Raw genomic sequence first — 23,971 nt, 5'->3', positions numbered from 1 at the left:
TCTTGTCAAGCAGCAATCCGCTGCGTGACCCGGCGGACCGACGGCTCCCGCGTATCGCGGGGCCGTCGGGCCTCGTCATCTTCGGGGTCACGGGCGATTTGTCCCGTAAAAAGCTCATGCCTGCTGTTTATGACCTTGCCAACCGCGGTCTGCTGCCCCCGGGCTTCTCGCTCGTCGGCTTCGCCCGCCGTGAATGGCAGAACGAGGACTTCGCCCAGGAGGTCCACGACGCCGTCAAGGAGCACGCCCGTACGCCGTTCCGTGAGGAGGTCTGGCAGCAGCTCATCCAGGGGATGCGCTTCGTCCAGGGCACCTTCGACGACGACGACGCGTTCGAGCGGCTGCGCGAGACGATCGGCGAGCTAGACAAGGCACAGGGGACGGGCGGCAACTTCGCCTTCTATCTCTCCGTGCCGCCGGGCGCCTTCCCGGTGGTCATCCGGCAGCTGAAGAAGCACGGTCTCGCGGACCAGTCGAGCGGTTCCTGGCGGCGCGCGGTCATCGAGAAGCCCTTCGGCCACGACCTCAAGTCGGCCGAGGAGCTCAACACGACCGTCGAGGAGGTCTTCGCCCCCGATCAGGTCTTCCGTATCGACCACTATCTGGGCAAGGAGACCGTCCAGAACATCCTGGCGCTGCGCTTCGCCAACCAGATGTTCGAGCCGATCTGGAACCGGTCCTTCGTGGACCACGTACAGATCACGATGGCCGAGGACATCGGCATCGGCGGCCGCGCCGGCTACTACGACGGCATCGGCGCAGCCCGTGACGTCATCCAGAACCACCTCCTCCAGCTGATGGCCCTCACCGCCATGGAGGAGCCCGCCTCCTTCGACGCGGACGCGCTCGCCGCCGAGAAGACCAAGGTCCTCGGCGCGGTGAAACTGCCGAAGGACCTGGGCACCAGCACCGTCCGCGGTCAGTACGCGGAAGGCTGGCAGGGCGGCGAGAAGGCCGTCGGCTACCTCCAGGAAGACGGCATCGACCCCAAGTCGAAGACCGACACCTACGCGGCGATCAAGGTGGAGGTGGACAACCGCCGCTGGGCGGGCGTCCCGTTCTACCTCCGTACGGGCAAGCGCCTGGGCCGTCGCGTCACCGAGATCGCGGTCGTGTTCCAGCGTGCACCGCACTCCCCCTTCGACCACACGGCGACCGAGGAGCTGGGCCAGAACGCGATCGTCATCCGCGTCCAGCCCGACGAGGGCATCACGGTCCGCTTCGGCTCCAAGGTCCCCGGCACCTCCATGGAGATCCGGGACGTGTCGATGGACTTCGCGTACGGCGAGTCCTTCACGGAGTCGAGCCCGGAGGCGTACGAGCGTCTGATCCTGGACGTCCTCCTGGGCGACTCGAACCTCTTCCCGCGCACCGAGGAGGTCGAGCTGTCCTGGAAGATCCTCGACCCGATCGAGGAGTACTGGGACAAGCACGGCAAGCCCGCGCAGTACCCGTCCGGAACGTGGGGCCCCGTCGAGGCGGACGAAATGCTCAAGCGAGACGGACGGAGCTGGCGTCGCCCATGAAGATAGATCTCACGGACACCACGGCCAGCAAGATCAACAAGGCGCTGGTGAAGGGCCGCCGGGCCATCGGCACCCCCGCCGTCGGCATGGTCCTCACCCTCGTCATCGTCACCGACGAGGAGAACGCGTACGACGCCCTGCGCGCCGCCAACGACGCCTCGCGCGAGCACCCCTCGCGCACGCTCGTGGTGATCAAGCGCGTCTCGCGTTCGCCGCGCGACCGCACGAAGTCGCGTCTGGACGCCGAGGTGCGGGTCGGCGCGGACGCGGGCACCGGCGAGACGGTCGTCCTGCGGCTGTACGGCGAGGTCTCCGACCACGCCCAGTCCGTCGTCCTGCCGCTGCTGCTGCCGGACGCGCCGGTGGTGGTCTGGTGGTCGGTGGACGCCCCGCGCGATCCGGCGGGCGACCCGCTGGGCGCCCTGGGCCAGCGCCGGGTCACCGACAGCTACGCGGCCGAGAAGCCCGTCCACGAGCTGCGGTCGCGGGCCGAGAGCTACGAGCCGGGCGACACCGACCTTGCCTGGGCCCGGATCACCCCGTGGCGCTCGATGCTGGCCGCCGCCCTCGACCAGATCGACTGCGAGGTCGTCTCCGTCGAGGTGGCGGGCGAGGAGTCCAACCCGAGCGTCGAACTGCTCGCCATGTGGCTCGCCGACCGACTCCACGTGCACGTCCGGCGGGCCGTCTCCGCGGGTCCCGGCCTGACCCAGGTACGGCTGGAGACGACCGGCGGCCCCATCACGCTGCACCGGTCGGACGGGGCGATGGCCACGCTGGCCCTGCCCGGCCAGCCGGACCGCGCGGTGGCGCTCAAGCGGCGTGAGACGTCCGAGCTGCTCGCGGAGGAGCTGCGCAGGCTCGACCCGGACGACACGTACGCGTCCGCGCTGCGGTTCGGGGTGGACCGCCTGGGCGGGATCCCGTCGGCCACGCAGCGGGCCGAGGCGTCCGCTCGCGGCCCGGAGTCCCTGCCGGTCCGGCAGAAGGCGCCGGACCCGGACCCGGCGCCGTCGGCCAAGACGTCCGAGGCGGCTCTGCCCGCCTCCCCGGCGGGTGACAGCGACACCGGCCGTCCGACTCCGGCCCAGATGCCCCCGGTCAAGAAGGCGGACTCGCCATGACTACTCCCCAGCTGGTGGTTCACCGGGACAAGGAACTGATGGCCCAGGCCGCCGCGGCCCGGCTCATCACGAAGGTCGTGGACGCCCAGGCCTCGCGCGGTTACGCCTCGGTCGTGCTGACCGGTGGCCGCAACGGCAACGGGCTCCTCGCGGCGCTCGCGGCCGCACCTGCCCGGGACGCCATCGACTGGGGCCGGCTCGAACTGTGGTGGGGCGACGAGCGGTTCCTCCCCGAGGGTGACCCGGAGCGCAATGTCACCCAGGCCCGTGAGGCGCTGCTCGACTCGGTGCCGCTGGATCCGAAGCGTGTGCATGCCATGCCCGCGTCGGACGGGCCCTACGGCAAGGACGCGGACGCGGCGGCGGAGGCCTACGCGGCCGAACTCGCCGAGGCCGCCGGGCCGGAGAACCACGGTCCGGTTCCGTCCTTCGACGTGCTGATGCTCGGCGTCGGTCCGGACACGCATGTGGCGTCGCTCTTCCCCGAGCTGCCTGCGGTGCGTGAGACGGAGCGGACGGTGGTGGGGGTGCACGGTGCCCCCAAGCCGCCGCCGACCCGGGTCACGCTCACGCTGCCCGCGATCCGGGCTGCGCGGGAGGTGTGGTTGCTGGCGGCGGGTTCGGACAAGGCAGAGGCTGCGGCGATCGCGCTGTCCGGCGCGGGTGAGATCCAGGCCCCGGCGGCCGGGGCCCGTGGCCGGTCGCGCACCCTGTGGCTGCTGGACTCGGCCGCGGCGTCCCAGCTACCGCGCTCGCTGTATCCGCCGGCTTCACCCTGACGGGTGGGTGGTAGGGGCGGCGGGGGCCTTTTTTCGCCCCCGCCGCCCCTACCCATTCCCGTCCCTTACTCAGGGGCTCCGCCCCCGAACCCCCGCTCCTCAAACGCCGGAGGGGCTGAGGGGAGGGTGCTGCTGGGGGTGGGTCGTGGCTGATTGCGCAGTTCCCCCGCGCCCCTAGGTTTTTAGGGGCGCGGGGGAACTGCGCGACCAGCCACAGCACACCCTCACCTGCACAGCCGCCCCCACACCGGCACCCGCACCGGGCCGTCCTCGGATCGGTCAACTCCTCGCATCACCGACCCGTGCAGCCCTTGGCACGTCACGAGGCGCCGTCAGCCCGAGCGGCGTAGGACTTCAAGACCAGCTCCTCCACGAGGGTGCTCTTCGCCACCGAGCAGGCCGCCCTGCCCTCGCTATCGGCGCGGAACTGCTGCGCCAGGGCCACTTTCAACGCGCTGCAGCACTGGACTCCCGCCCCCGAATCCCCAGATCGCCTACGTGTCGGTGGCCCTGCCCGGTGAGCCGCGAAATCAGCTCGTCGGCTCCGGAGTTGCCGGGCCGCCGGGCGCCCGCGTGCCCGACCGCACCCGAACCGTCAGTGGAGACGTGGAGCTTGGGGCGAGAACCGAAACGGCGAGGTCAGTTGATGTTCACTCAGTAACAGCATGTATGGACTCCGGTCACAACTCTTGACGTGTGGTTCACGTGGATGAAGCATTCTTCGGCGAGAGAGCGCTCCCAGACCCCCCCACCGTTCATTTCATGAACCAGGAGTGTCGCTCCCATGACCCCTTCCCCCACAGATTCCTCGTCCTCCGGCAGAACTCCCCTCGCCCGCCGGTCGGTTCTCGGCGCCGTGGCCGCGGCGGCAGCCGCGCCAGGGCTGCTCGCCCTGTCGTCGTCGGCATCAGCCGCTCCCGACCGCGCCCGGGCCCTGCCGGGAGGTGGCGATCTCGGCCCGAACGTCATCGTCTTCGACCCGTCCACCTCCGGTATCCAGGCCAAGCTGGACCAGATATTCGCCCAGCAGGAGACGGCGCAGTTCGGCACGGGCCGCTATCAGCTGCTGTTCAAGCCGGGCACGTACAGCGGGCTCAATGCCCAACTCGGCTTCTACACCTCCATCGCCGGGCTCGGCCTGTCTCCCGACGACACCTCGATCAACGGGGACGTGACCGTTGACGCGGGCTGGTTCAACGGCAACGCCACCCAGAACTTCTGGCGTTCGGCGGAGAACCTCGCTCTCACTCCCGTCAACGGCACGAACCGGTGGGCCGTCGCACAGGCCGCCCCCTTCCGGCGGATGCACGTCAGGGGCGGTCTCAACCTCTCCCCCAACGGCTACGGCTGGGCCAGCGGCGGCTACATCGCCGACAGCCGCATCGACGGCACGGTCGGTCCGTACTCGCAGCAGCAGTGGTACACCCGCGACAGCTTTGTGGGCGGCTGGCTCAACGCCGTCTGGAACATGGTGTTCTCGGGCGTCGAGGGCGCCCCGGCGCAGACCTTCCCGAACCCGCCGTACACCACGCTCACCACCACGCCGATCTCCCGCGAGAAGCCGTTCCTCTACCTCAACGGCACGGAATATCGCGTCTTCCTGCCGGAGAAGCGCGTCAACGCGCGCGGCACCACCTGGGGAGCCGGCACGCCTCGCGGTACGTCACTGGCGCTGACGCAGTTCTACGTGGCGAAGCCCGGCGTCACGGCCGCCACCCTCAACGAGGCACTGACGCAAGGCCTCCATCTGCTGCTGACGCCGGGGATCTACCACCTCGACCAGCCGATCCAGGTCAACCGTGCCAACACCGTGGTCCTCGGCCTCGGTTACGCCACCCTGATCCCGGACAACGGTGTCACCGCGCTCAAGGTGGCCGATGTCGACGGCGTCCGCCTCGCGGGCTTCCTCATCGACGCCGGGCCCGTCAACTCCGCCACGCTGCTCGAGGTCGGCCCCACCGGCGCTTCGGCCGACCACTCCGTCAACCCGACCACGGTGCAGGACGTCTTCATCCGCATCGGCGGCGCGGGCGCCGGCAAGGCCACCACCAGCATGGTGATCAACAGCCGCCACACGATCATCGACCACACCTGGGTCTGGCGCGCCGACCACGGCGCCGGAGTCGGCTGGGAGACCAACCGGGCCGACTACGGCGTCCGCGTCAACGGCAACGACGTGCTGGCCACGGGGTTGTTCGTCGAGCACTTCAACAAGTACGACGTCCAGTGGTACGGCCAGGGCGGCCGCACGATCTTCTTCCAGAACGAGAAGGCGTACGACGCCCCGAACCAGGCCGCCATCCAGAACGGCACGATCAAGGGGTATGCGGCCTACAAGGTCGCCGACACCGTGACCACGCACGAGGCATGGGGCATGGGCAGCTACTGCTACTACAACGTCAATCCGGCGATCCTCCAGCACCACGGATTCGCGACGCCGGTCAATCCGAACGTGAAGTTCCACAACATCATGGTCATCTCACTGGGCGGTCAGGGTCAGTACGAGCGCGTCATCAACGACACGGGCTCGCCGACCTCGGGATCGGACACGGTGCCGTCCGTGGTGACCTCGTACCCGTGACCGGACCACCGTGAGGGACCGGTAGGGGGCGGGAGGCAGGAAATCCACCCCGCCTCCCGCCTCCCGCCTCCCGCCTCCCGAGGGACGTCACTTCACCGACCCCGCCATAACCCCCTGCACAAAGTGCTTCTGGAAGGCGAAGAAGACCACCACCGGCACCACCAGGGACAGGAACGCCCCGGGCGCGAGCACATCGATGTTGCTGCCGAACTGCCGGATCTGCGACTGGAGTTCAACAGTCAACGGCTGCGAGGAACTGTCGGCGAAGAGCAACGCGACCAGCATGTCGTTCCAGACCCACAGAAACTGGAAGATGGCGAGAGAGGCAATGGCCGGACGCCCGACCGGCAGCACGAGCCGCGTGAAGATCCGCCACTCCCCACCCCCGTCCATCCGCGCCGCCTCCAGCATCTCCTTCGGCATCTCGGCGAAGTAGTTCCGCAACAGGAAGATCGCGAACGGCAGCCCGTAGGAGACGTGGAACAGCACGACTCCGGGAATCGTGCCGAACAGCCCCAGCTCCCCGAAGAGTTTGGCCACCGGCAGCAGCCCGATCTGCACGGGCACCACCAACAGCGCGACCACCAGCAGGAAGAGGGGGTCACGGCCGGGGAAGTCCAGCCAGGCGAAGGCGTACCCGGCGAGCGCGGCAATCACGACGACGAGGAATGTCGTCGGCACCGAGATCAGCACCGTGTTCCAGAACGCCTGCGTCATCCCCGAATTGCCCAGCAGCGCCGAGTAGTTGTCGAAGGACAGCTGCCCGGGAGAGGCCAGGGAGGTCCACCAGCCACCCGTCGCGGTCTCCTGGGCGGACCGCAGCGAGGAGAGGAACAGCCCGGCGAGCGGAGTGAGCCAGACCAGGCCGATCACCACCAGGAACGCCTGCACGAGGCTGCTCGCGAGCCCCCGCCTGATCGCGTTCATCGCTGACTCCCTCGGAAACGGCGGACGTTGAAGACCATGGCGGGGATCACCAGAAGCAAGAGCAGCACACCCAGCGCACTGCCCAGTCCCTGGTTGTTGCCGCCGCCGAAGGACACCAGCCACATCTGGGTGGCCAGCACGGTGGCGTCCTCCTGCACCGGGCCCGGCGCGATGATGTAGACGAGGTCGAAGACCTTCATCACATTGATCACCAGGGTCACGAAGACCACGGTGAGGACGGGCGCGAGCAGCGGCACGGTGATCCGGCGGAAGATCTGCCACTCGTTGGCGCCGTCCATCCGGGCTGCCTCCAGCGCGTCGCGCGGCAGGGCGGCGAGCCCGGCCCCGATCAGCACCATGGCGAAGCCGGTCCAGATCCACAGGTACGCGCCGATGATGGCGGGCGTCACGAGCGCGGGACCGAGCCAGGAGACGCCCTCGTACGGCGGGGCGAAGTTGGAGGCGGGCAGCCGCACGGTGTACGAGCCCGGATCGAGGCCCTGGAAGCGGAAGGAGCCGTCGGCCGCGGTGGTGCCGCTCGCGACCGCCGCACCGTCGCGCACGGCCTCGACCCTCATCTCCGGCAGCCCGCTCTCCGTCCTGTCGACCTTGCCCTGCTCCCCTCCCCCACCCCGTGTGAAGTCCAGGTAGACGACACCACGCAGTTCGTCGGCCGACGCCTTCCCGGTCGCCGCCGGATACGCGGGTCGCGCGCTCCCCGGCAGGTCCTCGGCGCGTACGCCGACCAGACCGAGGCCGACGGTGTCGCCGGGGGACGCGGTGGCCCTCGTACCGTACGAGCCGTCGGCGGCCTTGGTCAGGCCCTGGCCGTCGCGGGCCCGGGCGGTCGGATACGACGACGCCTCCTTGAACGTGTCGTGCACGGAGACGGCGGCGGCGTTCAGGACGCCCTTCTCAGGGTCCTCGTCGTACGCGAGCCGGAAGATGATGCCCGCGGCGAGGAAGGAGACGGCCATCGGCATGAAGAGCAGGAGCTTGAACGCCGTTGCCCAGCGCACCTTTTCGACCAGGACGGCCAGGACGAGGCCGAGCCCGGTGAGCAGGGTGGGCGCGATGACGACCCAGATGGCTGTGTTCCGGACGGCCTTGAGCGTGGCGGGGTCGCGGAACATCTCGGTGTAGTTGCCGCCGCCCACGAACCGGTCGCCGGAGGCGTCGAAGAAGCTGCGGCCCACGGAGAACAGCACGGGGTAGACGACGAGCGCGCCGAGCAGGAGCAGGGCGGGGAAGACGAACGCGAGGGCGATGACCCGGGCCCGGCGCCGGGCACGGCGTTTACGGTCGTGGTCGGCCGGGGCGGCGGGCGGCGGACTCGCCTCTTTGAGGAGCGTGGCGGTCACGGCGATCAGCCCTTGTACGCCTTGGCCGCCGCCTGCTCCAGCGCGGCAGCGGTCTTCTTCGGGTCGGACGGGTCCCGCAGGAAGTCCTGGAGGAGCTTCCACTCGCCGGCGCCCTTGGTGCCGCCGAACGCGGCCGGGGCCTGGTCCGACATGTCGAAGCGGACCGAATCTCCGGCGTCCACCAGGGACTTGGCGGTCTCGCGGGTGATGTCGTCGCCGTAGGAGGCGAGGTCGAGCTTCTTGTTCGGGGAGAGGAAGCCGCCGACCTCGGCCCAGACCGCGGAGGCCTCGGGGGTCGCGAGGTACTCCAGGAACTCCATGGCGGCCTTCTGGCTCTTGCCGTCCTTGAGGACGACGGCCGCGTCGCCGCCGCTGACCACGGGTGCCTGGCCGTCGCCGACCGCGGGGAAGGGGAAGAAGTCCGCGTCCTCGCCGATCTTCCTGCCGAACTGGTCCTTGGCGACACCGGCCACGAAGTCGCCCTCGTAGACCATGCCCGCCGTGGGCTCGGGCCCGAAGACCTTCTCGACGGAGCCGGGGAAGTCGGTGTTGAGCGCGCCCTTCTGGCCGCCGGCTATCAGCTCCTTGTCCTTGAAGAGCTTGCCGAGGGTGGCGAGGGCCTCGACCACGGTCGGGTCGGTCCACTTGATCTTGTGGGCGGCCAGGGCGTCGTACTTCTCGGGGCCGGCCTGCGAGAGGTAGACGTTCTCGAACCAGTCGGTGAGGGTCCAGCCGTCCTGTCCGGCGACGGAGAAGGCGGCGAGGCCCGACTCCGAGACGGTCTGCCCGGCCTTCAGCATTGCGTCGTACGTCGTCGGCGTCTTGACGCCCGCCTCGTCGAGGGCGTCGGGGCTGTACCAGACGGTCGACTTGTGGGCGGCCTTGAAGTACAGGCCGTACAGCGTGCCGTCGACGCTGCCGTAGTTCTTCCACACGCTCGCGTAGTTGCCGTCGACGGACTGCTGGGCGGTCTTGGAGAGCGGCTTGAGCCAGCCCTCCTTCGCGAACTGCTGGAGCACGCCGACCTGCGGGACCATCACCACGTCGGGGGCGTTGCCGCCCTCGATCTTGCTGCCGACGACCGTCGAGACGTTGTCACCGGTGGAGGTGAACTGGGTCTTGGCGCCGGTCTTCTCGGTGAACGCGTCCAGGACCTTCTGGAAGTTCTTCTGCTCGCTGCCGGACCAGACACCGGCCACGTTGATCGTCTGGCCGCTGAGCGGCTTGTCGCCACCGCCCGCGGAGACATCGCCGCCTCCGCAGGCGGTGGCGCCGAGGGAGAGCGCGAGGGCTATGCAGCTCGTGAGCAGGGTCGTACGTCGTCGCATCATCGTTGATGTTCCTTCGAGGGCAGGGAAATTGACGGGCAGTCAGCAGATCTGGGTGGTGCGGGAGTCGGTGGCTCAGGGGTTGGTGGCTCAGGGGTTGGTGCAGTCGCTGATCCACCAGGCGGCCGTCGAGCCGGGCAGGACGCCGGGCGCGCAGGGGCCGCTGGACAACAGGGGGGTGCCGGAGACCGGCGCGGGCGTCGGCGCCGTACCGAAGTTGACGGCGCACACCAGGCCGTCGCCCCGGACGAAGGCGAGGACGCCGGGCTGGGTGTCCAGCCAGCGCAGCGCGCCCTCGCCCAACTGGGGCAGTCCTGCCCGCAGTTGGAGTCCGTCGCGGTAGAGGTGCCAGAAGGAGTGGGTGTCGGCGAGGGCGCGGTCGGTGGCGTACTCGGCGAAGTAGGCGGGCTGCGGCAGCCACGGCTTGGCGCTCTCGGCGCCCGAGGTGAAGCCGAACGGCGAGGCGTGCCCCGACCACGGCAGCGGCACCCGGCAGCCGTCGCGGATCCGGGCGCGGCTGCCGGTGCGGCGGAAGATCGGGTCGGTGAGCACGTCGTCGGGCAGATCGACGACCTCGGGCAGCCCGAGCTCCTCGCCCTGGTAAATGTACGCGGCTCCGGGCAGCGCCAGCATCAGCAGCGCGGCGGCGCGGGCGCGGGCGGCGCCCAGACCGCTGCCCTCTGTGCCCAGTTCGCCGTAGCGGGTGACCGTGCGGACCTGGTCGTGGTTGTTGAGGACCCAGGTGACCGTCGAGCCGGTGCCCGCGATGTCCTGCATGGCGTGGGAGATGACCTTGCGGAAGGCGTCCGCGTTCCAGGGCGCGCTGAGCAGGTCGAAGAAGAAGGCCTGGTGCAGCTCGTCGTGGCGTACGTACAGGGCGTGTTCGCGGGCGGTCGGCACGGAGACCTCGCCGACGAGCAGCCGCTCCTGGCCGTCGCGGGCGGTGTACTCCTCGCACACCGACCGCCAGTGCCGCCAGACGTCGTGCACCTCGGGCTGGTTCCAGGCGAGCGGGTTGACCGAGTCGCGGGTGCGGGCGTCGGCCTCGGGGTCGGGCGAGTCGGGCAGGTCGGGGTGCTTGTAGAGGCCGGCGGCGACGTCGATGCGGAAGCCGTCGACGCCCCGGTCGAGCCAGAAGCGCAGGGCGTGGTCGAAGTGGGCGCCGACCTCGGGGTTGCGCCAGTTCAGGTCGGGCTGCTCGGTCGTGAACATGTGCAGGTACCACTGGCCGGGGGTGCCGTCCTGCTCGGTGACCCGGCTCCAGGCGGGGCCGCCGAACATGGAGTGCCAGTTGTTGGGCGGTTCGGACCCGTCCGGGCCCCGGCCGTCGGCGAAGTGGAAGCGGGCGCGGGCCTCGCTGCCCGGTGCCGCGGCCAGCGCCTCCCGGAACCACGGGTGCTCCTCCGAGCAGTGATTCGGGACGATGTCCAGGAGCACCTTGATGCCGAGCCGCCGGGCGTCCGTCATCAGCAGGTCGAACTCGCCGAGGTCGCCGAAGACCGGGTCGACGTCGCAGTAGTCGGCCACGTCGTAGCCGTGGTCGTGCTGCGGCGAGGGGTAGAAGGGGCTCAGCCAGACGCCGTCGACGCCCAGCTTCTTCAGATACGGCAGTCCGGCCCTGACTCCGGCGAGATCGCCGATGCCGTCCCCGGTGCTGTCCAGGAAGCTCCGGACGTAGACCTGGTAGATCACTGCGTCGCGCCACCAGCGGTGCATGTCGATCGTCACCCGTTGACCTGTCTGTGCGTGCCTCCGGTTATGCATGCATGTTAAGTAGCTGTGTCGCGCAGGTGTCAACGAGTAGGCGGAGAGTCCTCAGAAACTGGGGTTTGATAACAGGATATTTCTATCCAATGAGACCGAAGACGAGACGCGCGCGTTACCTAACACGTAACTAGGATCCGTCGAGTGTGCCGGAAAGAGGGCTCAGCCCCGGCGGGAGATGTCCGCCAGCTCGCGCGCGAGACGTCGCACCGCGGCCTCGGGCGTCTGGCGCCCCGTCATCGCGTCGTGCACCACGGCCTGCACGGCCAGGCTGACCTGGTCGTAGCGCGGACTCTTGGGACGCGGCGCGGCCGCCTCGACGCTCGTGCGGAGCGTCGGCAGATACGGGAACCGCCGGATCAGTTCCGGGTCCCGGTAGAGGGCGGCCCGCACGGGCGGCAGCGCGCCCTTGGTGAGGACCTGCCGCTGTACGCGCTCACTCGTCAGGTAGGCGATGAGGCGCGCGGCGGAGTCCGGGTGGCGGGCATGCGCGCTGACCGCGAGGTTGGAGCCGCCGAGCACACTCGCGCCCGGCCCGTCGGGCCCGGGCAGCGGCACCGCGCCGATCTTCCCGGCGACCGCCGAGCCCTTGGCGGAGGCGCCGACATAGGCGTACGGCCAGTTGCGCAGGAAGAGGAGGCGGCCGTCCTGGAAGGCCTGCTTGGACTCCTCCTCCTTGTAGGTCAGCGCCTTCTTCGGGATCCAGCCGTCACGGACGCCGCGGGCGAGGAAGCCGATGCCCTCGCGGGCCGCCGCCGAGTCCACGGTGACGCGCTCGCCCTCGTCGCCGAGGATCGTGCCGCCCGCCGAGTAGACCGCCTCGGCGGCGTTCACCGTGAGCCCCTCGTAGGGCAGGAACTGGCCCGCGTAGCCGTCGAGTCCGTACTTCGGCGCGATGGCCTTCGCCTGTTTCTCCAGCTCGGCCCAGGTGCGCGGGGGCTCGACGCCCTCCTTGTCGAGGATGTCCTTGCGGTAGAGGAGCAGCCCCGCGTTGGTGACGTACGGGACCGCGTACAGCCGTCCGTCGTACGTCGCCGTGTCCTCGACCTGCGGCAGGAAGCCGTCGAGCGGGAAGCGGTCCCGGGACAGCGGGGAGATCCAGCCGGCGGCGGCGAACTCCGAGGTCCAGGCGACGTCGATGTTGAGGATGTCGAAGCGGCTCGGGTCGTCGCCGCGCAGGTCGGTGGTCATCTGCGCATGGGTCTCGTCGGCGGAGTCCGGCAGTTCGACGAGGGTGACCTTCTCGCCGGGGTGGGTACGGTTCCAGCCGTCCAGCAGCGGTCCCAGATAGCTGGTGAGATCGCCTGCGGTGGCCAGCGTGAGCGGACCCCGGCCACCGCCGCGCGCTCCGTCGGCCTGCGCGCCCGAGGCGACGTAACCGGTCAGAACCACCGCCGCGACCAGGAGTCCCCTACCCGCGGCATGTATCCACCGCATAGGTTCCTCCTTGGTACTCCGGCTGCCGGGCACCTTCGCCCGGAGTCAGAGGCCATGTATACCTGTTAGGTATGGGCGATACTAGGGCCTGCGGCACATCGGCCCCTCAACACCGGCTGGAGCGCCCCGAAGGCGAACCGAGAGAAAAGGCGGAGGAGAGCACTGGTGCGGCTGCCCCTCCTGGCCCTGCTGGCGCGCGGCCCGGCCCACGGATACGAGCTCAAGCAGGACCTTGAGCAACTGCTGGGCTCCGCGTACCCTCAGCCGAACGTCGGCCAGATCTATGTGACGCTCGGCCGCCTCGAGAAGTCGGGACTGATCGAGGGCGAGGAAGTCGAGCAGTCGAGCCGGCCCAACAAGAAGATCTACCACCTCACCGAAGCCGGGCGTGAGGCGCTGCGCGCCTGGTACGAGGAGACGGCGGACGAGCCGCGCGTGCGGGACGAGTTCTTCATGAAGCTCGCGCTCGCGCCGCAGACCGGACTCGCCGACCAGATCACCCTGATCAACAAACAGCGGCGCGAGTACCTGAACACCATGCGCAGCCTGTCGAAACTCGCCGCCACCGAGAGCCGGGACAACCGCATCTCCCAGCTGCTCATAGAGGGCGCCATGCTGCATCTGCAGGCCGACCTCGACTGGCTGGAACGCTGCCAGGAGGAATTGGAGGAGCTGGAGTGAGCCGCACCGCTCCTTCGCCGCGCGCCGAGGGCACCCCCCTGCTGCGTGCCGAGGGCCTGGTCAAGACCCACTACGGCGAGGGCGCCCCCGCGCATGCCGTGCGGGGCGTGGACCTCGCCGTACGGCAGGGTGAGTTCGTCGCCGTCACGGGTCCCTCGGGCGCCGGGAAGTCGACGCTGCTGCATCTGCTCGGCGGGCTCCAGCGACCGGACTCCGGCAGCATCTGGCTGGACGGCGCGTGCACGGACGCGTACAGCGAGGCCCGCTGGGCGGTCGAGCGCCGGCGTCGCATCGGCATCGTCTTCCAGTTCTTCAACCTGGTCTCGAACCTGTCGGTCGCCGACAACGTCGAGCTGCCCGCCCTGCTCGCCGGCCTCTCCCCCAGGCAGGCGCGCGCCGAGCGTGAGCGGCTCCTCGCCGAGCTGGGCCTGGAGGGCAAGGAGCGCAGCATGCCGGGCGAGCTGTCCGGCGGCGAGCAGCAGCGGGTCGCGCTGGCCCGCGCCCTGGTCAACCACCCGCCCCTGCTGCTGGCCGACGAGCCCGCGGGCAGCCTCGACAGCAAGGGCACCCGCGAGGTGACCCGGCTGCTGTCCCGCTTCCACCAGCGCGGCCAGACCATCGTGCTGGTCACCCATGACGCGCGGCTCGCGAGCGCCGCGGACCGGGTGATCAGCTTCTTCGACGGCCGTGTCGCCGACGACGCGGAGCTGGACACCGCGCCCGCGCGCCGCGGCACGGGGATATCCGGCGTGCTGGAACTGAGGGACTGAGCGGCGTGCGCGAATCTCTGTCGAAGACCGTCTGCCAGAACCTCTCCGCCGTGCACGGGCCGCGGAGCCAGCCCCTCGCGCGCGGGCCGCTGAGCCGGCCCTTCGTGCGCGAGCCGAGGGGCTGAGCCGCCGTGCGGGCCACCCTGCGCTGGGCGCACGCCGATCTGCGCACGCATCGCGGCGAGGCGCTGTTCATCGTGCTCGCCACCACCGGGATCGTCGCCTCGCTACTGCTGGCCACGGCACTCTTCGGGTACGCCACCAACCCCTGGCAGCGGGTCTTCACCCAGTCGCAGGGCGCGCACGTGTGGATCCACACCGGCCCGTCGGCCGACGCGCGCGAACTCGCCGAGGTGGACGGAGTCACGTCCGTCGCGGGCCCGTACCCCACGGCCGCGGCCACCGTCGAGTCGCGCGGCACCCGTGCCTCCGTCGAGTTGCGCGGCATCGTCGGCCGGCCCGCGACCGGCCGTCCGCTGCTCACCTCCGGCCGCTGGCTCGACCCCGCCGCGCCGGACGGTGTGGTGCTGGAGAGCAGCCTGGCCCGGGCGCTGTGGGCCGAGCCCGGGGACACCCTCACCGTGCCCGGCACCGCCCGGACCCTGACCGTCCTGGGCGTCGCCGACAGCGCCGAGCCCCGCTACAGCCCCGGCGAGCGGTCGGGCCTCGTGTGGGCCCTCCCCTCCGCCGTGCGGGACACCGACGGGCGCGGCGGCCAGGTGACCGGCCTGCGCCTGACCGATCCCGGCGACACGGACTACGCCGTCCAGCGTGCCGTCACCCTGCTCGGCGCCGGAGCGGTCACCGATGTCTCGCACTGGCAGCAGGCGCGGTCGGAGGCCCAGGGCGGCAACCGGCTGCTGGGCCAAGTTCTTGGCCTGTTCGGTCTTGGCGCCCTTGTCGCCGCCGCGCTCGCCGTGCACGGTGCGATCGGCACGCGTATCCGGGGCCATCTGCGGGACATCTCGGTCCTGAAGGCAATCGGCTTCACCCCCGGCCAGGTGGTGCGGATCTTCCTGCTCCAGCATGTGGCGTTCGCGCTCCTCGGCGCCGTGCTCGCCACCGTCAGCATCCAGGCCCTGGGCAGCCGGGTCCCGGGCCGTCTCGGCGACGCGGTCGGCGTGTGGCAGGGGCTGCCGGGGCACACGGCGGCGCTGCTCGCCGTGCCCGTCGCCGCGGTGCTGTTCATCGCCGCGACGACCGGGCTCGCCGCCTGGCGTGCCGGACAGGTGCCTCCGGTGCCGGGGCTGCGGGCCGCGGCACCGCTCGGCGGCCGGCTGTCGGGCCTGGCGCGCGGGGCGCTCGGGCTGCGGCTGCCGTCCGCGCTGGTCCTGGGCTGGCACAAGGCGTTCTCGCGCCGCCCCCGCTCGCTGGCCACACTCGCCCGGCTGGCGCTGCCGCTGCTGCTGATCGTCGTGGCGATGAGCGCCTGGACCACCATCGACCGCTTCCAGACCAGGCCCGACCAGATCGGCCTCGCGGCCGCGCTCACCGTACGGGCCGACGAGACCCTGACCGATCCGGACGTACGCGCCCTGCTCGCCCGGAACCCGCAGGTCGACGCCGTCCACCCGGGCGTCGAGGTGGCCGCCCTGGTCCCCGGCCAGACGGGCACGATCGCCCTGCGCGGACTCGGCACGCACGAGGATCCGTACCCGTTCTCGCTGGCGGAGGGGCGCCCCGCGCACGGCCTGGACGAGGCCGTGGCCGGTCAGGGGCTGCTCGATCTGCTGGACGTGCGCGTCGGGGACTGGGTGCGGATGACGGTGGGCGCGCAGCCGCAGATCCTGCACATCGTCGGGCGCAGCATCGAGCCGGAGAACGGCGGCCGGGTCATCTCCACCTCGCTCGACACCCTCCGGGAGAACGACCCGGAGCTCGGACCGGCCCTCTACCAGCTCCAGCTTCGCCCCGGCGCCGACCCGCAGCGGGTGGCCGCGGACCTGACCGAGGCCGCGCACGGAGACATCAGCGTGCACGCCGTGCCGAACCCGGCCGACGGGCTCTCACCCCTGCGCGGAGTCGTCGTGGGACTGATCGCCGTGCTGGCCCTGATCGGCCTCATCGAGCTGCTCACGGCGATCGGCGGCACGGTGCGCGAGGGCGAGCGGGACCTGCTGGCGCTCAAGGCGATCGGGCTGACCCCGCGGCAGATCACCGCCGTCACGGTGACGGCCACGGGGTGTACGGCACTGGCCGCGGTCCTCGTCGCCGCGGCGCTGGGGGTACCGCTCGCCCACTGGCTGATCGACGCACAGGGCAGGTCGAGCGGTATCGGCGCCGGGATCGCACTGGGGCCCTCCCCCGGGCTGCTGCTGCTCCTGGGCGCGGCCGCGGTGCTCGGTGCCGCCGCGCTCGCCGCCCTGCCCGCGGCCCGGTCGGCCCGCCGACGGCTCGCGGACACACTGAGCGCGGTGGCCTGAGCCGCCGGGTCGGGCCGGGGCAGTCGAGCCGGGCAGGGTCAGGACCGGTACGGCGGCTGGGGAGGTCCGTACGGGTTGCCCTGGACATACGGCGGATACGGCACACCGTTGCCGGGCGGGTACGGCTGGCCCGAAGGTGCGTACGGCTGGCCCGGAGGCATGTACGGCTGACCGGGAGGCGCGTACGGCTGGCCCGGCGGCGGGTACATGTTCCCCTGGGGCGGCACGAACCCGTTGTTCGGTGCGTACGGGCGCGGAGGCGGGAGCGTCGACGGATGCGCGCTCAGCCGGATGCCGTGGTGGCGTCGGAGACGGTGCAGCTCCAGGGCGGCGATGCCCGTGACCGTCAGCGGGGCGCCCAGGATGAAGACGATCCCCAGCTTGAAGCTGAGCCCGTGCAGATCACCGGTGACCAGGTCCGGAAGAGCCATCAGCCACGTCGTCACGGTGGCGAGCAGCGCCGGCAGGGCGCGGTGCACGGCGGCGGAACCGAAGAAGTTCCCGGACAGCTGCACGGCCCCGTACATCAGCATGCCGGTGATCCACATCGCCGGCAGGCCGAGCACCACCGTCCAGATGGTTCCGAGCTGGATCGACAGCTGCCACAGCAGCACCGTCCCGACGACCATGACGATGAAGAGGAGCAGCAGCTTGAGCGAGTTGAACAGGGACCCGCGCAGCTCGCGGATCCTGCCGGTGCGCCGCCAGACGAAGAGCATCACACCCACGGTCAGCGGGGTGATGAACAGCAGCACGAGGGCCGCCACCACGATGTTCTCGAGTACCTCGTTGAAGTCGAACTTGCCCTCGACGAACGTGTACACGCCGAACGCCGCCACGGCTCCGGCAATGACACGTACACGCTTGAGGCGCTCCACCGACGGATCGACCGCCGGCGGGATCCACGCCGGGTGGAACACCGCCTGTGCCACGGCCTTGGGCTGCAGAATCGACGCCACCGACAGATTGCGGCTGAGCCATCTTCCGCGCGAACCAGCCATGTTCAGCTCCCCCGAGCCCTCGACGTCATGATCGCCCGAAATTCTAAGGGAGGCGGACGGTCGTTCCACCGTCCGCCTCCCGACCCACACGACTACTCCACGACTACTTCCGGCCCCGCAGTTCCCGGTACTTGGCCACGAGCGCGGTCGTGGACTCGTCGAGGCCCGGCACGTCCGCACCCTCCGTCAGCGCGGGCTCCACGCGCTTGGCGAGGACCTTGCCGAGCTCGACGCCCCACTGGTCGAAGGAGTCGATGTTCCAGATCGCGCCCTGCACGAACACCTTGTGCTCGTAGAGGGCGATGAGCTGGCCGAGCACCGACGGGGTGAGCTCGCGGGCGAGGATGGTGGTCGTGGGGTGGTTGCCCTTGAACGTCTTGTGCGGCACCAGTTCCTCGGGCACGCCCTCCGCCCGCACCTCGTCCGGCGTCTTGCCGAAGGCCAGCGCCTGCGTCTGCGCGAAGAAGTTGGCCATCAGCAGGTCGTGCTGGGCGACCAGACCCGGCAGCAGATCGGCGACCGGCTCGGCGAAGCCGATGAAGTCGGCCGGGATCAGCTTCGTGCCCTGGTGGATGAGCTGGTAGTACGCGTGCTGTCCGTTGGTGCCCGGCGTGCCCCACACGACGGGGCCCGTCTCCCACTCCACGGGACGCCCGCCGCGGTCCACGGACTTGCCGTTGGACTCCATGTCGAGCTGCTGGAGGTACGCGGTGAACTTGGACAGGTAGTGCGAGTACGGCAGCACCACGTGCGACTGGGCGTCGTGGAAGTTGCCGTACCAGACACCCAACAGGCCGAGGAGCAGCGGCACGTTGGACTCGGCGGGCGCGGTCCTGAAGTGCTCGTCGACGAGATGGAAGCCGTCGAGCATCTCCCGGAAGCGGTCCGGGCCGATCGCGATCATCAGCGACAGACCGATCGCCGAGTCGAACGAGTAGCGGCCGCCGACCCAGTCCCAGAACTCGAACATGTTGGCCGTGTCGATGCCGAAGTCCGAAACCTTCTCGGCGTTCGTCGACAGCGCCACGAAGTGCTTGGCGACGGCCTCCTGACCGGCCTTCAGCTCGGTGAGCAGCCAGTTCCGGGCGGAGGTCGCGTTGGTGATCGTCTCGATGGTGGTGAAGGTCTTCGAGGCGATGACGAACAGCGTCTCGGCCGGGTCCAGGTCGCGGACGGCCTCGTGCAGGTCGGCCCCGTCCACGTTCGACACGAAGCGGACCGTCAGACCGCGGTCGGTGAAGGACCGCAGGACCTCGTAGGCCATCGCCGGGCCGAGGTCGGAGCCGCCGATGCCGATGTTCACCACGTTCTTGATGCGGCTGCCGGTGTGCCCGGTCCACTCGCCCGAACGGACGCGCTCGGCGAAGCCGGCCATCTTGTCGAGGACGGCGTGCACGGCCGGTACGACGTTCTCGCCGTCGACCTCGACGACCGCGTCGCGCGGGGCGCGCAGCGCGGTGTGCAGGACCGCGCGGTCCTCGGTCGTGTTGATCTTCTCGCCGCGGAACATGGCGTCCCGCAGTCCGAACACGTCCGTGGCTGCGGCCAGCGCGCGCAGCAGCCGCAGCGTCTCGTCGGTGATCAGGTGCTTGGAGTAGTCGACGTGCAGATCGCCGACCTGAAGCGTGTATCCGGTGCCGCGTCCGGGGTTGTGGTCGAACAACTCACGGAGCTGCGCCTCGCCGAGTTCCTCCCGGTGCCCGGCCAGAGCGGTCCACTCGGGTGTCTGGTCGAGCCTGGTACGGCTGTCTGCGTTCATGTGGGACTTCCGCCTCTTTCCTGCCTGTGCTGCGTACCTTGCCCCGCTGCCGGTCCCAACCTAATTGATCAGGGCGGGACGTGAGCTGTCGTCCCGCCGTCGTCCGGCTCAACAACAGATACGTCCGGCTTGAGCAGGGGTATCAGCGCGGTGAAGGACAGAATGCGGAAGACCGGCCGCTACGCCCGCGCAGGGCGAGGCCGTCGGACGGGCGTCGTACTGCCCGGCCCTCTTTCGGGGCATGGCCCCGTAGGCGTCCCAAACGAGTCCGGCCGGACACCCGTGGGTGTCCGGCCGGACCTCAACTCCTAGATCTCGCCCCGCAGTTTGGCGAGCGCCTCGGCGAGGATGGCCTCGCCGTCCGCGTCGCTGCGCCGTTCCCGTACGTACGCGAGGTGCGTCTTGTACGGTTCGGTGCGCGGCGGGTCCGGCGGGTTGTCCCGGTCCTGTCCGGCGGGGAAGCCGCAGCGCGGACAGTCCCAGGTATCGGGGACCTGCGCGTCGCTGGCGAAGCTGGGCTGCGTCTCGTGCCCGTTCGAGCACCAGAAGGAGATGCGCAGCCGCGGCGCGGACTCGCCACGCTCGGCCTCGCCCATCGGCCCCGCCCCGACCCGGCTTCCTCGGATCGCGTTGCCACTTGCCACGGTCGTAACTCCCTGCGTAATGGTGCCGCAAAGCGAGTCGGCGTTTCGCTTCGCTGCGAGCGCCTCAGTCTACGTAAGGCCCAACGCGCGTCTAGTAGATGGAGTTACACCCCGCCCAAAGACGCAAGCCCCATGATAGGCCGCGCTTGCGGGCGCGTACCGTACATGGGGCCTTACGTGCGGAATGTGCTTGCGTAATGTGCGTTTGTGCTGGCGTTCCGATGTTGTGCGGTGATCAGTTGTTGACCTTCATCAGAAGACCCAGCACCACAATGGACGCGAACCACAGCAAACCGACCACCACGGTGATGCGGTCGAGGTTGCGCTCGGCGACCGAGGAGCCGCCGACGGAGGACTGCATGCCGCCACCGAACATGTCGGACAGGCCGCCGCCCTTCCCCTTGTGCATCAGCACCAGCATCATCAGCAACAGGCTGAAGACGATCAGGGCGATCGAGAACCCCATAACCACGGCTGGACCAACTTCCTCGGACTTGGAACGGACGACGGGGGCCGGTGCTTCGGGTACGAAGCCGCCCGGCCCCCGCAAGGGTACGACGTAACGCCGCTACGGCCTACACGCAGGTCGCCGGATCACTACGGAACGCGGCTCACTGGTCGCGGAAGCGGACGATCTTGACGAACTCCTCGGAGTCCAGGGACGCGCCGCCGACCAGTGCGCCGTCGATGTCCGGCTTCGCCATGATCTCGGCGACGTTGCCGGCCTTGACGGAGCCGCCGTACTGAATACGGACGGCGTCGGCCAGTTCCTGCGTGTACAGCTCGGCGAGCTTGCCGCGGATCGCCGCGCAGACCTCCTGGGCGTCGTCGGAGCCGCAGACCTTGCCAGTGCCGATGGCCCACACGGGCTCGTACGCGATCACGATCGTCTCGGCCTGCTCGGCCGGGAGGTCCTTGAGACCGCCCTCGACCTGCGCGAGCGTGTGCGTGACGTGGTTGCCCGCCTCGCGGACGTCCAGCTCCTCGCCGACGCACAGGATCGGGGTGAGGCCGTGCTTGTAGGCGGCCCTGACCTTGGCGTTCACGACCTCGTCGGTCTCGTTGTGGTACTGGCGGCGCTCGGAGTGGCCGATCGCCACGTAGGTGCACTTGAGCTTGGCCAGCATCGAGCCGGAGATCTCGCCGGTGTAGGCACCGGAGTCGTGCGCCGAGATGTCCTGGGCGCCGTACTTGATCTTGAGCTTGTCCCCGTCGACCAGGGTCTGCACCGAGCGCAGGTCGGTGAAGGGCGGCAGGACCGCGACCTCACAGGCCTCGTAGTCCTTGTCGGCCAGGGCGAAGGCGAGCTTCTGGACGTGGGCGATGGCCTCGAGGTGGTTGAGGTTCATCTTCCAGTTGCCCGCCATCAGCGGCGTACGAGTGGTCATACGGGGTCAGTCCTCCAGTGCGGCGAGGCCGGGGAGCGTCTTGCCCTCTAGGTATTCGAGGGAGGCGCCGCCGCCGGTCGAGATGTGGCCGAATGCAGTCTCGTCGAAGCCCAGGATGCGGACGGCCGCGGCGGAGTCGCCACCGCCGACGACCGTGAAGGCCGGGGAGTCGAGAAGGGCCTGGGCGACCGCCTTGGTGCCCTCGGCGTAGTCGGGGTGCTCGAAGACGCCCATCGGACCGTTCCAGAAGACCGTGGCGGCGTCGGTGAGCTTCGATGCGTACAGCTTGCGGGACTCCGGACCGATGTCCAGGCCCATCTGGTCGGCCGGGACGGCGTCCGCGGCGACGGTGGTGGGGTTGGCCGGAGCCTTGGTCTTCAGGTCCGGGAACTCGGAGGCGACCAGTACGTCCACGGGGAGGACCAGCTCGACGCCGTTCTTCTCGGCCCGCTCGATGTACTCCTGGACCGCCGGGATCTGGTCCTCCTGGAGGAGGGACTTGCCGATCTCGTGGCCCTTGGCCTTGAGGAAGGTGTACGCCATGCCGCCGCCGATCAGCAGCCGGTCGGCCTTGCCGAGCAGCTGGTCGATCACGGCGAGCTTGTCGGACACCTTGGCGCCGCCGAGCGCGACCACATAGGGGCGCTTGACGTCCTCGGTGAGCTTCTTCAGGACGCCGACCTCGGTGGCGATGAGGTAGCCCGCGTAGTGCGGCAGCCGCGCCGGGAGGTCGAAGACCGAGGCGTGCTTGCGGTGCACGGCACCGAAACCGTCGCCCACGTAGACATCGGCAAGGGCGGCGAGCCGGTCGGCGAACTCGCCGCGCTCGGTGTCGTCCTTGGACGTCTCGCCGGCGTTGAAGCGGAGGTTCTCGATCACCGCGACCTGGCCGGGCTGCAGCCCGTTCACGGCGTCGTGCGCGGCGGGGCCGACCGTGTCCTGGGCGAAGGCCACGGGGGCGCCCAGCAGCTCGCCGAGGCGCTCCGCGGCGGCGAGCAGCGAGAAGGCGGGGTCCGGGGCGCCCTTGGGGCGGCCCAGGTGCGAGGCGACGACCACCTTGGCGCCCGCCTCGGCGAGCGCCTTGACGGTGGGCAGGACGGCGCGGATGCGGCCGTCGTCGGTGATGCGGCCTTCGGCCAGCGGCACGTTCAGGTCGGCGCGGACGAAGACCCGCTTGCCGTCCACGCCTTCGGCGAGAAGTTCGTCGATCGTCTTCATGAGGGGGCTCCTAAAGAAGGCTCAAGTGGTCCGAGAGGGCTGATCGATCAGCACGCGGCACAGGGCTCGGGCAGCGCGGCGGTGCGCTGCCCGAGCCCTGTGCTCACATCGAAGTGCCTGCTCTGGGACTTAGAGCTGGCCGCCGACGAAGACCGTGAGGTCCACCAGGCGGTTGGAGTAGCCCCACTCGTTGTCGTACCAGCCGAGGATCTTCACCGTGTTGCCCTCCTGGACCATGGTCAGGGAGGAGTCGAAGGTGCAGGAGGCCGGGTCGCTGACGATGTCCGAGGAGACGATCGGGTCCTCGGTGTACGCCAGGTACCCCTTGAGGTCGCCGTCGTCGGAGGCCTTCTTGAACGCGGCGTTGACCTCGTCCTTGGTGACCTCGCGCTGCAGCGTCACGACCAGGTCGGTGGCCGAGCCGGTCGGGACCGGGACGCGCATCGCGATGCCGTCCAGCTTGCCCTTGAGCTGCGGGAGGACCAGGGCGGTGGCCTTCGCGGCACCCGTGGTGGTCGGGATGATGTTCTCGGCGGCGGCGCGGGCGCGGCGCAGGTCCGAGTGCGGGAAGTCCAGGATGCGCTGGTCGTTCGTGTACGCGTGGACCGTCGTCATCAGACCCTTGACGATGCCGAAGTTCTCGTCGAGGACCTTGGCCATCGGCGCCACACAGTTGGTGGTGCAGGAGGCGTTCGAGATGACGTGGTGGTTCGCCGGGTCGTACTTGTCCTGGTTGACGCCCATCACGATGGTGATGTCCTCGTCCTTGGCCGGAGCCGAGATGAGGACCTTCTTGGCGCCACCGGTGATGTGCTTCTCGGCGTCGGCCTTCTTGGTGAAGATGCCGGTCGACTCGATGACGATGTCGACGCCCAGCTCGCCCCACGGGATGTCGGCGGGGTTGCGCTCGGAGAGAACCTTGATCGTCTTGCCGTCGACGGTGATCGTGTCGGCGGTGTGCGACACCTCGGCCTTGAGTCGGCCCAGGATGGTGTCGTACTTCAGCAGGTGAGCGGTGGTCGCGGTGTCACCCAGGTCGTTGACAGCCACGATCTCGATGTCTGCACCCTGCTCCAGCAGCGCGCGGAAGTAGTTACGACCGATGCGGCCAAAGCCGTTGATGCCTACGCGGATCGTCACGAACCGATCTCCTCGTTAGGAACGCCGGCTTTGGACGCCGGCGAGTTTGTATGGGATGTCCCCGACCGCCTACGACCCTACCTCCCTGACGCTCCCGGAGTGACATCGAGTGCCCCATAC

Annotated in this window: 19 protein-coding genes; 7 read left to right on the top strand and 12 right to left on the bottom strand. The window is 69.8% G+C overall.

The features are described from left to right. Positions 1-2 precede the first annotated feature (2 nt). The 4 genes from zwf (at position 3) to QF035_RS38840 (ending at position 6,010) form a co-directional block, all read left to right on the top strand. Positions 3-1,526, top strand: coding sequence for a glucose-6-phosphate dehydrogenase (gene zwf / locus QF035_RS38855; RefSeq protein WP_307525758.1), 1,524 nt, complete (start codon positions 3-5; stop codon positions 1,524-1,526). Continuing rightward, on the top strand, positions 1,523-2,650 hold the full coding sequence (opcA, locus tag QF035_RS38850) for a glucose-6-phosphate dehydrogenase assembly protein OpcA (RefSeq protein ID WP_307525756.1): 1,128 nt from the start codon (positions 1,523-1,525) through the stop codon (positions 2,648-2,650). Before zwf ends, opcA begins: the two co-directional genes overlap by 4 nt. Then, a complete protein-coding gene (gene pgl / locus QF035_RS38845) occupies positions 2,647-3,429 on the top strand; it encodes a 6-phosphogluconolactonase (protein ID WP_307525754.1) in 783 nt (260 codons plus the stop codon). The genes opcA and pgl overlap by 4 nt, the downstream gene beginning before the upstream one ends. A gap of 784 nt (positions 3,430-4,213) precedes the next feature. Next, positions 4,214-6,010, top strand: a complete 1,797-nt coding sequence (locus QF035_RS38840; protein WP_307525753.1) for a coagulation factor 5/8 type domain-containing protein — start codon at positions 4,214-4,216, stop codon at positions 6,008-6,010. An 87-nt stretch (positions 6,011-6,097) separates the two neighbouring features. Here the strand turns inward: QF035_RS38840 and QF035_RS38835 are convergent, their stop codons facing one another. The 5 genes from QF035_RS38835 to QF035_RS38815 form a co-directional block, all read right to left on the bottom strand. After that, positions 6,098-6,937, bottom strand: a complete 840-nt coding sequence (locus tag QF035_RS38835; protein WP_307525752.1) for a carbohydrate ABC transporter permease — start codon at positions 6,935-6,937, stop codon at positions 6,098-6,100. Further along, complete coding sequence (locus tag QF035_RS38830; protein WP_307525751.1) at positions 6,934-8,298, bottom strand: ABC transporter permease subunit; 1,365 nt, start codon at positions 8,296-8,298, stop codon at positions 6,934-6,936. The genes QF035_RS38835 and QF035_RS38830 overlap by 4 nt, the downstream gene beginning before the upstream one ends. Before the next feature lie 5 nt (positions 8,299-8,303). Beyond that, on the bottom strand, positions 8,304-9,629 hold the full coding sequence (locus tag QF035_RS38825) for an ABC transporter substrate-binding protein (protein WP_307525750.1): 1,326 nt from the start codon (positions 9,627-9,629) through the stop codon (positions 8,304-8,306). Between the two features lie 87 nt (positions 9,630-9,716). Beyond that, positions 9,717-11,390 (bottom strand): glycoside hydrolase family 13 protein, encoded by a 1,674-nt coding sequence (locus QF035_RS38820; RefSeq protein WP_189840476.1) that lies wholly within the window; start codon positions 11,388-11,390, stop codon positions 9,717-9,719. A gap of 162 nt (positions 11,391-11,552) precedes the next feature. Further along, positions 11,553-12,827 (bottom strand): ABC transporter substrate-binding protein, encoded by a 1,275-nt coding sequence (locus tag QF035_RS38815; RefSeq protein ID WP_307525749.1) that lies wholly within the window; start codon positions 12,825-12,827, stop codon positions 11,553-11,555. A 165-nt stretch (positions 12,828-12,992) separates the two neighbouring features. Here QF035_RS38815 and QF035_RS38810 point away from each other — a divergent pair, with 165 nt between their 5' ends. The 3 genes from QF035_RS38810 to QF035_RS38800 all read left to right on the top strand — a co-directional run bounded on the left by QF035_RS38810 (position 12,993) and on the right by QF035_RS38800 (position 16,701). After that, positions 12,993-13,508 (top strand): PadR family transcriptional regulator, encoded by a 516-nt coding sequence (locus tag QF035_RS38810; protein WP_055615073.1) that lies wholly within the window; start codon positions 12,993-12,995, stop codon positions 13,506-13,508. After that, positions 13,505-14,278, top strand: coding sequence for an ABC transporter ATP-binding protein (locus tag QF035_RS38805; RefSeq protein ID WP_307525748.1), 774 nt, complete (start codon positions 13,505-13,507; stop codon positions 14,276-14,278). The genes QF035_RS38810 and QF035_RS38805 overlap by 4 nt, the downstream gene beginning before the upstream one ends. Before the next feature lie 131 nt (positions 14,279-14,409). Further along, positions 14,410-16,701, top strand: coding sequence for an ABC transporter permease (locus tag QF035_RS38800; RefSeq protein WP_307525745.1), 2,292 nt, complete (start codon positions 14,410-14,412; stop codon positions 16,699-16,701). 38 nt (positions 16,702-16,739) lie between these two features. Here QF035_RS38800 and QF035_RS38795 read toward each other — a convergent pair whose 3' ends face one another. From QF035_RS38795 to gap, 7 genes are all read right to left on the bottom strand, one after another. Then, a complete protein-coding gene (locus tag QF035_RS38795) occupies positions 16,740-17,702 on the bottom strand; it encodes a hypothetical protein (RefSeq protein ID WP_307525743.1) in 963 nt (320 codons plus the stop codon). A gap of 103 nt (positions 17,703-17,805) precedes the next feature. After that, entirely contained in the window at positions 17,806-19,461 is a 1,656-nt protein-coding gene (gene pgi, locus QF035_RS38790) for a glucose-6-phosphate isomerase (RefSeq protein ID WP_307525741.1), read from the bottom strand. 308 nt (positions 19,462-19,769) lie between these two features. After that, the gene (locus tag QF035_RS38785; protein WP_003957010.1) at positions 19,770-20,105 is read right to left on the bottom strand and encodes an RNA polymerase-binding protein RbpA; all 336 of its coding nucleotides are present in this window, start codon (positions 20,103-20,105) and stop codon (positions 19,770-19,772) included. 235 nt (positions 20,106-20,340) lie between these two features. Then, the gene (gene secG, locus QF035_RS38780; RefSeq protein ID WP_055615078.1) at positions 20,341-20,571 is read right to left on the bottom strand and encodes a preprotein translocase subunit SecG; all 231 of its coding nucleotides are present in this window, start codon (positions 20,569-20,571) and stop codon (positions 20,341-20,343) included. 145 nt (positions 20,572-20,716) lie between these two features. Beyond that, on the bottom strand, positions 20,717-21,493 hold the full coding sequence (tpiA, locus tag QF035_RS38775) for a triose-phosphate isomerase (protein ID WP_307525738.1): 777 nt from the start codon (positions 21,491-21,493) through the stop codon (positions 20,717-20,719). Positions 21,494-21,499: 6 nt separating this feature from the next. Further along, positions 21,500-22,711, bottom strand: coding sequence for a phosphoglycerate kinase (locus tag QF035_RS38770; RefSeq protein ID WP_307525736.1), 1,212 nt, complete (start codon positions 22,709-22,711; stop codon positions 21,500-21,502). A gap of 129 nt (positions 22,712-22,840) precedes the next feature. Further along, positions 22,841-23,851 (bottom strand): type I glyceraldehyde-3-phosphate dehydrogenase, encoded by a 1,011-nt coding sequence (gap, locus tag QF035_RS38765; protein ID WP_055615081.1) that lies wholly within the window; start codon positions 23,849-23,851, stop codon positions 22,841-22,843. Positions 23,852-23,971 lie beyond the last annotated feature (120 nt).

It is taken from the genome of Streptomyces umbrinus (assembly GCF_030817415.1).
Lineage (GTDB): Bacteria > Actinomycetota > Actinomycetes > Streptomycetales > Streptomycetaceae > Streptomyces > Streptomyces umbrinus_A.
This window is presented reverse-complemented; position numbering and strand designations above follow the sequence as displayed.

Excerpts from the sequence above, each read along its gene's own strand:
- opcA (WP_307525756.1), top strand. The coding sequence starts at position 1,523 with ATGAAGATAGATCTCACGGACACCACGGCCAGCAAGATCAACAAGGCG.
- pgl (WP_307525754.1), top strand. The coding sequence starts at position 2,647 with ATGACTACTCCCCAGCTGGTGGTTCACCGGGACAAGGAACTGATGGCC.
- QF035_RS38840 (WP_307525753.1), top strand. The coding sequence starts at position 4,214 with ATGACCCCTTCCCCCACAGATTCCTCGTCCTCCGGCAGAACTCCCCTC.
- QF035_RS38835 (WP_307525752.1), bottom strand. The coding sequence starts at position 6,937 with ATGAACGCGATCAGGCGGGGGCTCGCGAGCAGCCTCGTGCAGGCGTTC.
- QF035_RS38825 (WP_307525750.1), bottom strand. The coding sequence starts at position 9,629 with ATGATGCGACGACGTACGACCCTGCTCACGAGCTGCATAGCCCTCGCG.
- QF035_RS38820 (WP_189840476.1), bottom strand. The coding sequence starts at position 11,390 with ATGCATAACCGGAGGCACGCACAGACAGGTCAACGGGTGACGATCGAC.
- QF035_RS38815 (WP_307525749.1), bottom strand. The coding sequence starts at position 12,827 with ATGCGGTGGATACATGCCGCGGGTAGGGGACTCCTGGTCGCGGCGGTG.
- QF035_RS38795 (WP_307525743.1), bottom strand. The coding sequence starts at position 17,702 with ATGGCTGGTTCGCGCGGAAGATGGCTCAGCCGCAATCTGTCGGTGGCG.
- pgi (WP_307525741.1), bottom strand. The coding sequence starts at position 19,461 with ATGAACGCAGACAGCCGTACCAGGCTCGACCAGACACCCGAGTGGACC.
- secG (WP_055615078.1), bottom strand. The coding sequence starts at position 20,571 with ATGGGGTTCTCGATCGCCCTGATCGTCTTCAGCCTGTTGCTGATGATG.
- tpiA (WP_307525738.1), bottom strand. The coding sequence starts at position 21,493 with ATGACCACTCGTACGCCGCTGATGGCGGGCAACTGGAAGATGAACCTC.
- QF035_RS38770 (WP_307525736.1), bottom strand. The coding sequence starts at position 22,711 with ATGAAGACGATCGACGAACTTCTCGCCGAAGGCGTGGACGGCAAGCGG.